The sequence below is a fragment of the Aggregatimonas sangjinii genome (genome assembly GCF_005943945.1).
In the GTDB taxonomy this organism is placed as follows: Bacteria; Bacteroidota; Bacteroidia; order Flavobacteriales; family Flavobacteriaceae; genus Pelagihabitans; species Pelagihabitans sangjinii.
Window position 1 is genome coordinate 51753 of the sequence record NZ_CP040710.1, and the last position, 11384, is coordinate 63136.

8 protein-coding genes are annotated in these 11384 nt (G+C 41.3%); 1 reads left to right on the plus strand and 7 read right to left on the minus strand.

The window, feature by feature from the left end:
- Nucleotides 1–35: 35 nt before the first annotated feature.
- The 6 genes from FGM00_RS19715 to FGM00_RS00265 form a co-directional block, all read right to left on the minus strand.
- Nucleotides 36–212, minus strand: a complete 177-nt coding sequence (locus FGM00_RS19715; protein ID WP_175416157.1) for a hypothetical protein — start codon at nucleotides 210–212, stop codon at nucleotides 36–38.
- Between the two features lie 110 nt (nucleotides 213–322).
- The gene (locus tag FGM00_RS00245; protein ID WP_138850979.1) at nucleotides 323–922 is read right to left on the minus strand and encodes a DUF2652 domain-containing protein; all 600 of its coding nucleotides are present in this window, start codon (nucleotides 920–922) and stop codon (nucleotides 323–325) included.
- A 46-nt stretch (nucleotides 923–968) separates the two neighbouring features.
- Nucleotides 969–3029, minus strand: coding sequence for a polyphosphate kinase 1 (ppk1, locus tag FGM00_RS00250; RefSeq protein ID WP_138850980.1), 2061 nt, complete (start codon nucleotides 3027–3029; stop codon nucleotides 969–971).
- 505 nt (nucleotides 3030–3534) lie between these two features.
- Nucleotides 3535–4656 (minus strand): DUF748 domain-containing protein, encoded by a 1122-nt coding sequence (locus FGM00_RS00255; protein ID WP_138850981.1) that lies wholly within the window; start codon nucleotides 4654–4656, stop codon nucleotides 3535–3537.
- 14 nt (nucleotides 4657–4670) lie between these two features.
- Nucleotides 4671–6251, minus strand: a complete 1581-nt coding sequence (locus FGM00_RS00260; RefSeq protein WP_138850982.1) for a hypothetical protein — start codon at nucleotides 6249–6251, stop codon at nucleotides 4671–4673.
- 532 nt (nucleotides 6252–6783) lie between these two features.
- Nucleotides 6784–7680, minus strand: a complete 897-nt coding sequence (locus tag FGM00_RS00265) for a metallophosphoesterase (RefSeq protein WP_138850983.1) — start codon at nucleotides 7678–7680, stop codon at nucleotides 6784–6786.
- 125 nt (nucleotides 7681–7805) lie between these two features.
- Between FGM00_RS00265 and FGM00_RS00270 the strand changes: the two genes are divergently transcribed.
- A complete protein-coding gene (locus FGM00_RS00270; RefSeq protein ID WP_138850984.1) occupies nucleotides 7806–10181 on the plus strand; it encodes a GAF domain-containing protein in 2376 nt (791 codons plus the stop codon).
- Here FGM00_RS00270 and FGM00_RS00275 read toward each other — a convergent pair.
- Nucleotides 10178–11383 (minus strand): Pycsar system effector family protein, encoded by a 1206-nt coding sequence (locus tag FGM00_RS00275; RefSeq protein WP_138850985.1) that lies wholly within the window; start codon nucleotides 11381–11383, stop codon nucleotides 10178–10180. The genes FGM00_RS00270 and FGM00_RS00275 overlap by 4 nt on opposite strands.
- Nucleotide 11384: the final 1 nt, after the last annotated feature.

Genomic DNA, 11384 nt, shown 5'->3' on the forward strand with positions numbered 1-11384 from the left:
CGTATTAGTTCAGGAAAATACCTAAGGGTGTCGCTTTAGTTTTCGAAAAACACGCCGGATACCAACAGACCGATTCCCAATAGTATCAAAAAAGCGATAATGATAATTGTTCCGGTTTTTGTAATGGTATTTTTCTGAAAAATATACTCCTCTTTCTTTTCGTCTTCCTCTTTGACGAATTCCGTTTTTTCGTTGCCTTGTTTCTTGGTCATGATTGTAAAATATTAGGATAATTTGGAAAAGTAAGCATTGCCGTTGGTTTTGACGAACGATTTTAGAAGTAAAGTTGACTCGTTCACCTCTTGCTGAAATATCGGCGTATTTATTCGGTGAGGGGCTTCAGGTTAATGTATTTAAAGCCTACATCGCCCATGTGTTTTATTTTGATACTACTTTCCTTAAGACTCGCCCAATCAAAATCATCGTTTGAAATAGAATCGTACTCAGAAATCAGTTGGTCCGATATTAAAATGTATTCGTCTATGGGGACATTGTTCTTTAAAAGCCGATGCGCTACGATGACATCCTCGCCCATTAGTTTTATTCGTTTTCCCACGGGAACCACACCTATTTCCTGACCGTAATGTAAGATGATTTTCAACCCGAGCATTTCCGGTATTTTATAGGCACCGTTCTTATCGCTGTGCTTCTTTCGTAGCGTATTCATTTGTTTGTAGAATTCCGTGTAAAAATAACGGCATTGTTCAACCAATTTATCTAAGGGAGGGAGTTCTCCTTGTCGAAAAAATAACACGGCGTCTCCCTCGATTTCCGAAACCTTTAGTTCGATTTCGTTGGAATAAATGATGTTGTTCAACAAGGAGGGGATTACCCTAGAGGTCAGTTCAAAATCCATGTCACTCATAAATTGGGTAAAACCACTGATGTCGGGTATGCAAATTAAAGTCGGTGCTGCTTTCATACTATTTGTGTTTTTATATCGCAAAAAGTTCGCTACGAACTGTGCATTAAATTGTTTTTAAGGTGTCTCGAACAGGTAGCTGCTTTTCCAATGATTCATAAATATGGTATTGCGATCGTATCTTCGGGTCGTTGGGAGCCGGTGCTACAAAATCGTTCGTTCCCTTGCCGTCTATCATCCTCGCTTTGGTATTATCGGAAAACTGTAATTCGAGCATTTCTTTGAGTTCTCTAAAAATATCTTTGTCAGTAAGTTGTACCAAAACCTCGATGCGCTTGTCGAGGTTCCGGGTCATCCAATCGGCACTGCCCATGTACAATTTGTCTTCTCCATTGTTGTGAAACAGGAATACCCGTGCATGTTCCAAAAAGCGGTCAACGACACTAATAACCTCGATATTTTCGCTTTGTCCCGGAATTTGTGGTATCAGACAACAAAAACCACGTACCAATAGCTTTATTTTCACACCGGCATTGCTCGCCCTATATAGCTGATTGATCATCTTTTTATCTTCAAGACTGTTCATCTTGATACTGATCTTGGCCGGTAGGCCTTTTTTAGCATTCGTTATCTCGGCCTGAATCAACTCTTCGAACCGTTGGCGGGTATTATAGGGTGAAATCAAGAGCGTTTTTAATTTGGGCAGAATCAGTTCCCGTTTCAATACCCTGAATACTTGTTCTAAGTCCTTGCCTATTTTCTTTTTTGCGGTAAAAAGGGCGTGATCACAATAGATTTTGGAGGTCTTGGCATTAAAATTACCCGTACCGATATAGGCATAGCCTTTTATCCTCTTACCTTCCTTCCGTTGGATGTACAATATCTTGGAGTGTACCTTAACATTGGGAAAACTATAGAATACCTCGGCTCCCTTCTCCTCAAAATGGATGCCCCATTTGATGTTGTTCGCTTCATCGAACCGCGCTTTTCCCTCGACGAATATAACCACCTTTTTACCGTTTTCAAGCGCTTTTAATAACGCGGAGGTCAATAGTGATTCTTTGGCGATACGATAGAGGGAGATATGAATGGAAACGACTTGCGGATCATTTGCTGCCTCTAAAAGCCACTTTTCCAAATACCCGAATCGTTGGTACGGAAAATGCAACAGTCGGTCTTTTTCCCGGATAAGGTCGAAGATATTATCGGCCTCTTCAAAATCTTTTTGCCGCAAAGGTGGCAGATCTTTGTACTCCAAGTCATGATTACCAGTGCTGTTCGGAAAATCGAAAAAATCACTAAAATTGTGATGGGTACCCCCCTTGACCATATCTACCTTGCCCAGTTGCAACGCCTTGCGAATACGCTTTCGTAACGTTTTGGGCATTCCGCCTTCGTAAAGCAGTCGTGTGGGCTGGCCGGTTTGTCTTTTGGAAAGGGAGGCGTATACCTGTTCTATCCATTCCCCCTCATAGTCCTCTTCCAAATAAAGTTCAGCGTCTTTGGAAATTTTGATGCTGTAAAGCCCTTTAATGGCCTTGCCCGGGAATATATCCGTAGCATGTGCTTTTAGGATGTCCTCTAAGAATACATATTCGTATACATCCCTATCCCTTGAAATTTCAACAAACCTGCCCAACCGATTAGTGGGTACTTTAACGAACAGTAGGTCGTCTACTTCACTCAAGTCGGCGACGAGATACAATTGCCCGTCCGCAAAGGCGTTGGCCGAAACGTTCGCCGCGTTTAAAATCGTTGGGCCGTCCTTCAGATGCGTGTCGTAGTAAGACTTCAACTTGGCAAGATGCTTGGTTTTCAAATCCTGAAGCTCTAAAATATGGATACCCTTATCGGCAAGTTCGGGAAGAATACCCTCTCGGAAAACCTGCCCAAAGCGTATCTGTTGCTCATTAATCTCCGCTAGGAGGGTCTTCAACAGCTTGTTCGGTCGCAGGCCCAATGGTTTTCGAATACTTTTTTTTACCTTTTTAATCTGGCGGAGTTTGGAAACGCGTACTTTAAAAAATTCATCCAGATTGGAGGAGAATATGGCTAGGAAGCGCAGCCTTTCGAATACGGGATTGGAAGTATCTCCCGCCTCCTGTAAGACCCTCTCATTGAAATAGATCCAGTCGATTTCGCGATTGTTGTAGGTAAACGTAGCCATGCAAGGGATTTAGAGCCGATAAAAGTGAAAATTAAACCATCACTATATAAACAATGTAAAATTAGCCATTCTGGCGGTACGAGAGCCATACTATTTTTGACTCAATCGATAGGTGTTAAATGGCAATGACACGTATTTCTATCGTTGTACTTTAACCAAGACCATTTGAAGAATGAAAAAAATACTACTAGGTAGTTGCATTATTATTTTTAAACGTAATCTTCATTTCGAGTTACAGGGAAGCAAAATTTAAAGAAGAGAACGTAGAAAGCAAGCTTTAAAAAGCTACCGAAAAAGTGGAGGAAGCCGGAAAAAGAATCAAGGAAAAAAAAGTCACTGTTGATGTTGCTCAGGAAGAAATTGGTGGGAAGTGATGACGACTAGTACAGAAGTGCCAGGGAAAAATCCACATTTATAGATACGGGCAAGCGCAGATGCGCTACATCAATTTTTTTAGTCTTGTACTAAAATCTTGGGTTCCAAGATGATTTTGAAGGTTGGTTTTTTAATCGTTTTCTTTCTTTTTCGCTTCAATAGCGTCGACTTCTTGTGTTGCATCTTCAAATTCTACCTCGTCATCAACAATACCTTTGAATCCGCTAATCCATGCATTCTTGAAAATGTTGAAAATTGCAGGGAAAACTTTTGATTTTACCTGGGTTAAATCGCCTTCAAGCGGGATTTTTGTAGCGAGGGTATCCGTCTTTTGGTTTTTGAGAACGAACTTGAAGAATCCGACAAAACCTTCCCAAAGTTTTTCAAAGAAGTTGTCTTTTTTTTCAATTAGTTTAGAGTCTTTCAACATCGGTTTGATGTATCCTTTTAAAAACCCATCTGCGATAGCGAGTTCGCTATACAGATTAAAATTGCCCTCGGCAAAATCAATACCGGCATAGTGGCTGGTAAAATCGTTCAAGGCGCCCATATCGGTATTTTCAAGGGAGAAAGACATATCCATATCCGGAATTTGCTTTACAAGGTTCAGCCGGCCTTCCAAATTTACTTTTCCATTCCCGATAGAAATAGCGGTGCCTTTTACATGCGACGGAAGATTTCGCTCTTGTGAAATCACGTTTCTGAGATTGTCGGCGATAAGATTAATATCATGCATGTTCAAATCGATAGTCGGGTCTGCGGTAACTTCTACAAAAGCTGCCTTGCCATTTACGATTTCCAAATGGTTTATGTCTATTGGTATCAAATCGGTCAGGGCCTTGGTCCAATCATCGATATCGGCTTCGTCGCCGCTCTGTTGATCTTCAAATACATAGATAAAGACGGGTTTGGTCATGATGACTTCCCCTACTATTTTACCCTTGAACAACGATTTCCATTCTAAGGAAATATCGGTTCTTTCCAAATCTAAATACGGTACTTCTGAACCTGCGTCCACTTTGTTCAATTTCAGGTTATGTATAACGTAGGCTCCCCGTAATAACGAGATATCAATATCCTCTACGGCGCCAGAATAGCCTGGGATATTGGCCAAAACGTCATTCACATAATTTTTTACGATAGTTGGGAGCGATAAACGAAGTACGATGAGCAGAACGATGATCGCTACAGGCAATGCATATCTTTTTTTCTTGTACACTTTTCTCTTGCTCTTTTGGTTTTTCGTTTCCATCGCCTGTTGTATTGTTATTTTTCTTTTTCGCCATCGCCGGTTAAAGTGCTCAGGAGACCATCTTGGGTGATCTTCCAGATAAAATTAAAAAATGATTTGCTCTGGTCCCGTTCTACGTCAATAGTTCCGTAGCGGTATCCGGCAGCATCGGTGTCCGAACCATCATTGACGAAAAGATTTCCTATCGCAGAAAGTAACTTGTTAATGTGCAATCTGTCTTTTTTAAGGATTTCGAATTTCAGGTCGTTGTACTTCATTTTCATATCGCCCCTAGCCTTAAGATTATTGCCCGAAGCAGTGAGATACAATTCGTTTATAGTGCCTGTAATCTGCGTATTAAGGTTGGGTCGCAAAAAGGAATTTACGCGCTCGCCGTCGAGCGAAAAAAGAGTTGCTTTGAGTGTAAAAGCATCGTCCTTCCGGTTCATATCAAAACGATATTCCAAAGAAATCGGCGCGGTCCCCATTAGATTGCCTTTTAGATTGGCCAGCGTTTTCTCTCCTTCGGGATAGCCATTATTAATATTGTACATGGTGCCATCCAAAGCATCAAAATACAAGCTACCCGCCTTGGTTTCGTAGGTCGAATTTTCTTCATACCGAACCTTACCCTCCTTCATGTTGAGGCTATCAATAGCGATGTGTATAGGAATTTCTCTCAGCATAGCACTATACATACGTTTTGAGGAAAAATCATCGGAAACCATCTTATCCCTATACACGGTCAAATCGGGATTGTCGATTTCTCCATACTGGGAGAAAAAGAAAAAGCGATTGCTCTCAAACCCCAATTTTATCCCCTTAAGTCGAAACTCAGGAATGTGCAGGTCAATATGGTCGTGTTCCTTTGCGATTGCTCTTGACAAGGCCGCTTTCGAATATTTGGAGGTCAATCGGGTATTTTTTACCAGGACATCTGTTTTGGTGATCAGCAGCGTATCGGCCGTAGCGGTTTCGTAATCTCCTAAATCGACAAAAATTTGTGCGGCTTCGAATTCATAGTCTCCATATTCCAACGGGATTTTTTTAACAATGATATCCGGACCCGTGCGCCCGTTTAGAAGTGTGAAATTGATATTTCTGGCCTTGGTCCGAAAACTGTCGTTTTGTTTTTTGGTAAGGTCGAAGCTCCCATTCGTAAGACCAATCTTTCCGATGACGATATCTTTCAACAGGTTGACCAAGCCCTCTGGCTCGTTTTGATCTTTGGGCAGTACACGGGAAGCAAAATGCGTCACGTATGGGCTCTTCAAACTCACTTCGTCTGCCTTAATCGTATTTTTAATAAAAAATTGCCAGTAGCCAATACCCTCTATATTCAGGTTTTCGGCGGTAATGTCGGTATGGACAAGCGTGCTGTCCCGGTCTAAAAGCTGCATGCTGATGTCGGAGAAATGAATATTGCCGCTAAGTAAGCTAACTTCCAAACTTTCGTAATTCAGTTTGATGTGGGAAGGTATTTTGCGTTGCAGGAAGTCAGCAACCATATTTTTAGCCTGTAGCTGCAGAAGCACAAAAACAGCAACAAATGCCACGGTGATAAATGCACCAATTTTTAGGATTCGATTTCTGTAATTTCTATGCCTCTTCCCCATCTTATTTTTTATTAGTAAGCGATAAGCACGTGTCTAGGTGAACCTGGTTTTGCTTGAAATATAATCATAACGCTTTAAATAAAGTCATTTCGGTACAGTCGGATGGATAAGATGGGATTATAGTAAGAAGGCGAAAAATCGTGGCGAATTACTTGAATCAGCAAGGAGGAACCGATATAAAAAAAGAAAGGGAACGTCCCCACGTTCCCTATTCCGTGTTAAGTTTTCCACCAGAACAGATGTATTCTTAACCTACTCATGGTAAAAGTAGTATGAAGAGCATTTTAACATTTGCTCAAAAAGTTAAATTGTTAGCACTATCCGTTCCATTGATCAAAAGACTTAAAAAAAGGAATTTTAATGGTAGTTACGAACTTTTCAACTGAAAATCGGTTGATATTCCAAGGTTTTAGGCAATTTGGAACATATTCATATCTCGGCATCCGGTACTTTGTTTATTTTTTCCTCTTTCAACACCACCAACGCATCTTTAATTAGTTTAGTCAGTGCGCATAGCCTAAAACTTACGAGCTTATCCTTTTCTATAATCCGATAATTTTTGAGGCCCTTCGAGCAACACCCGAACCACACGCAGGGTACCATCTTCGGTAGAGCTAATATGCCATTTGATAAGCGAAATCTTACCATTTTCAATTTCGATACCGGTAATACTCCTGGGATGTACACAACTACCATCGTTAAAAAACGGAATGTCGCCCGGTTCCGGAAAACGGGGCCGATGGGTATGCCCCACTATGGTAATCAGTAAATCGTTGGCCAGAATCCATTTTTTTATCCTTCGTTCTATTTTTATCAGTTCCTTATAGTTTTTGGCAGGACTGGTAGGATCTGCGATACCCCATACTTGCAAGGGTTTCCAAAGTACGCGCACCAGAAATCGTCCCCAGCGCCAGAAGGTGTAGTTCCACCAATCGGCTTGATGGCCGTGCGCCAAAAAAATTTCTTGTTGGGTGTTTTTGTGCTTTAGCACAACGGCCTCATGATAGGTAATGCCCTCTAAAAGGGTTTTGTCGCAGCCCTCAACCGGGTCAAAATAATGTGATAGGTGTTCTTTTACATATTTGGCATCCTTATACACCATGTCGTGGTTACCCCAAATCATATGCAAACGGTTTTCCTGATGAAACTGCTTCAATAGTTTGAACACGTTCTTGTGCGCCTGAAAAATGGAATCGAAATGGATATTTTCCCAGAGTTCGTCACCGTCGCCCAATTCCAAATAAGAAAATCCCTCTTTGTAGTAAAACTTCAAGGCGTGAAAATAGATGTTACGGTTGTTGGCAAAATCATCCGCAAAACTATTGTCACCTCGGTGGCAATCGCTAAAAAGGATAAGTTTAGAATTATCATCAAAGGGCAATACCTTGGCATTCTTATAGGCTCTGTTTAACCGGTATTTAGACGACATTGACGTTTTTTTATAAATATCCGAAAAACGGGGCATACCTTGAAACTTTTGCGAAAGGATTGCTTTAACAAAATTCTACGCTTTGTTTTGTAATTTTATGGCCAAAGCGACTACTAATAGTTACTATGTCTTTAACGAACTACGAAAATATGCCGATACAGCGGCTCATCAGTTTCAATAAATTATTGGAATATTATGATGGGTTGGCTAAAAGCGAGGACCCTTTTCTCGCCGCAAAGGCGAAGCGGGTTCTAGATGCACAAGCTCCGTTTCCGGAGCTGCGTGATGGGTTTGAAGACCTAAATCTACTTGATACGTACAAAGAGGTGATCGGCATCATTTTGGAGGATACCTTTTCGGATGTTTTGAGCTCGAACGAAATCAAGACGGCTTCATGGCCATACGACAACTTGGTATTCAACTCCTCGAAAAGATTTAAGGATATCTTGAAGAATGCGGGCCCTGGCTTCGAACTTAAGATTCGAAATCAAGAAGAGGACTTCAATTACATCATGGCGGCTGTAGTCGTTCTCAATTTTCATTACGGATTCAAATTGGATTTTACTAGGCCCTATTTTTATGATATTCCCAATGCGGAGGGTGTAATGCATCACTATAGGATTCTTTACAATGCGGATTTTCTTGAATTGATACCCACCGATAAAGCCAAGCCACTTACTCAGGACGATGTTGATGATCTTCTCGAAAACTATGACAATATTGAACTCTGGAGGGAAAAAGTACCGCCTGGAAGCTTCATATCAAAAGGTTTTGTGATTTCGAACATGTTCGACGTGACCGCAGAGCATTCCATTTCGGAAATCAAATCGAGTCTGATTGCCGCCGATAAGCGCAAGAGCGACAGCTTTATGGAACATCTGAGCGAAACATTTCGATCTTTTTTCCGAATTAAGAATATTCAATCGAGTTTCGTAGCATACAACGCCAAAGAGAACCAATTTGAACAAGTGCATTCAAATGGTATCAATAGCGTTCTTTTGAACGACCAGGAAACTGGAAAATGTGAAAATATTTTATGCAGCAGTTCATATGGGACATTGCTGGAAGATAAAACGTACTTCGCCGTTTCCGATGTGGATAAGTATTTTACAATGTCTAAAGGTGCGGCGCCCTACAAGAATTTGAAACAAGCGGGCATAAAAAGTGCTATTCTTGCCCCCATTGCCGATGGGGATACCTTATTGGGTGTTTTAGAACTTACGTCAACCAAGAAAAATGAGTTGAACAGTGTTAATGCTACGAAGTTAGACGACATTATGCCATTTATCGTCTCTGCCGTCCTACGATCGAAAATCGAAGAGGCGAATTTGATCGATGCGATAATTCAACATGAATGCACTTCGGTACACCCTGCGGTGCATTGGCGTTTTGAGGAAGAAGCCAAGCTATTTATCAAAGACGATCTTCAAGGCCTGCAACCTACATTCAAAGAAATCGTTTTTAAGGATGTGTATCCGCTCTATGGCCAAATCGATATCAAAAATTCTTCCCAGGCAAGAAATACGGCAATTCAACGCGACTTGACCATACAACTATCGGTCATCAAATCGATTTTACTGAAGGTACAGGAGACGAAGAAACTTCCTTTTTATGAGGAGTTGACCTTTAGAGTAGACAATCATATCGATGACATCAAGGAAATGCTGCATACGAATAGCGAGCAGGCTATTTTCAAATTCGTGAACGAAGAAATCGCTCCGGTCTTTGCGCATTTGAAAAAATCAGAATCCAAAGAACTATTGCAGCAAATCATATCCTACGAAGCAAGTATCGATTCAGGTACCGATTCGTTTTATGACCATCGTAAAAATTACGATGAAAGCGTAATGCGAATCAACAAAAAGTTGGCCAAGGTAATCGATCAAAGACAGGAACAAGCGCAAGAAATGTTCCCACATTACTTTGAGCGTTACAAGACCGACGGGGTCGAGCACAATATGTATATCGGCGATGCCATCGTACCCAACGATAGTTTTGATCCCATCTATATCAATAACCTAAGGTTGTGGCAGCTGCAGGTCATGTGTGAAATGGAGAATGTGCATTATAACCTAAAGCCTAAGCTGGACATTCCTTTGGATGTGGCTTCCCTGATATTGGTGTACAACACCTCTCTATCCATTCGTTTTCGATTGGATGAAAAGCGTTTTGATGTAGACGGTACATACAACGCGCGTTATGAAATTATCAAAAAGCGAATCGATAAGTCTTTTGTAAAGGGCACCAACGAGCGGCTTACGCAACCTGGTAAAATGGTCGTCGTATATTCCCAAAAGTCGGACGAACTTGAATATTTGCGGTACATCAAATTCTTGAAATCAAAAGGATATTTTACCGGTAAGGTAGAGATCGTAGAGTTAGAGGGATTACAAGGCGTATCCGGGCTAAAGGCCATAAGGGCAGATATCCTGTACACTACAGATGCCGCTCCGGAAGAGACCTATACCTATGAAGATTTGATGGTAGAGCTAAAGGCTTAAGTCGGTAGTTCGATAAGCGCCCTTTCCGGGCCATAGAATTTCAATGCAACAAAGAACGCGATTACCGATAAGATCATGCCGATCATAAAAATGGTGTAGGTCCACCGCAAGAGCTTGTACTTTGTATTCAATACCACCCCCAAGAAGTAAAGGTCTTTGGTCAAATTCGAATACAAATAACTTTGATCCTTTATGAGTTCCTGCATGGCCCATTCATAATCCGGTAATTTCATTTTGTGAAAGTTTCCGAAAAATAAGAGATTCACCTTTTTATTCTTTACATCCTCTTTATTGAATTCTCCACTCGTAATATTCGGTCGTGTGGCCAAGACCGACATGATCATCGATGCTACGCTAAAAAGTACAAAGATTCCAGTAGGATAAATTAGATAATCGTTGCTCGGGTTGTCAAGCTTGGGAATAAGGTTGGTAAGCAGGAGAGAAATGATGATGGCATTGACCGACAATAAGATATTTGCTTTGGTATCGGCAATATCGCTGAGTTTCAAATGATTGCGCATGGTAACGCGGTACATTGTCTGAATGCCTCTTTCCGGACTGTTATTTTTTAACTTGACCTTAAGCGCTTCTTTTCTGAACGTTTTTTGCTGTTTCTTACGGGCTTTGACCAGCTTTTTGAGATTGCTGTCCTTTCCGCTTTGCCAATTTTCCCTGGCATAATCGGTGTAGAAGCGATGTTCCGTTTGAAACATTTTAATATTCGCTTTACGCCATTGCTTCTGGTTAAATTCTGCTACGCCCAGCAATGATAGCTCCTCCCTTAGCATTTCGGAGGTCTGCACATAACTGCTTTGTCCCAAGTGGGAGGAGTCGGCATCCCTTATGATTTCTTCCAAAAGATTTTTTGGGGAATGGGTGCGCATGGTGGCCATGATTAGGGAGCAGACCAATTGAACTCCTTCGGTATCATAATTTCGTTCTGTCAAGAATTCCTTGGCAATTGCACAGCTATTTTTCTCGTGCTCCGCTATCCCTTTCGTATAACCGGTGTCGTGAAGCCAAGCCGCTAGATGTATCGCTTCTCTTTCTTTTGCTTTCAGGTCAAAGTTATCCAACAATTCTTTAGTACTTTTAACGACCCGTTGTGTATGCCTCAGATTGTGGTACAAAAAATTCTTGTCTAGCTCATTGGTCAAGAGCTCGGTTACATATTCTTCGGTCTTGGAAAGTATATCGGACATG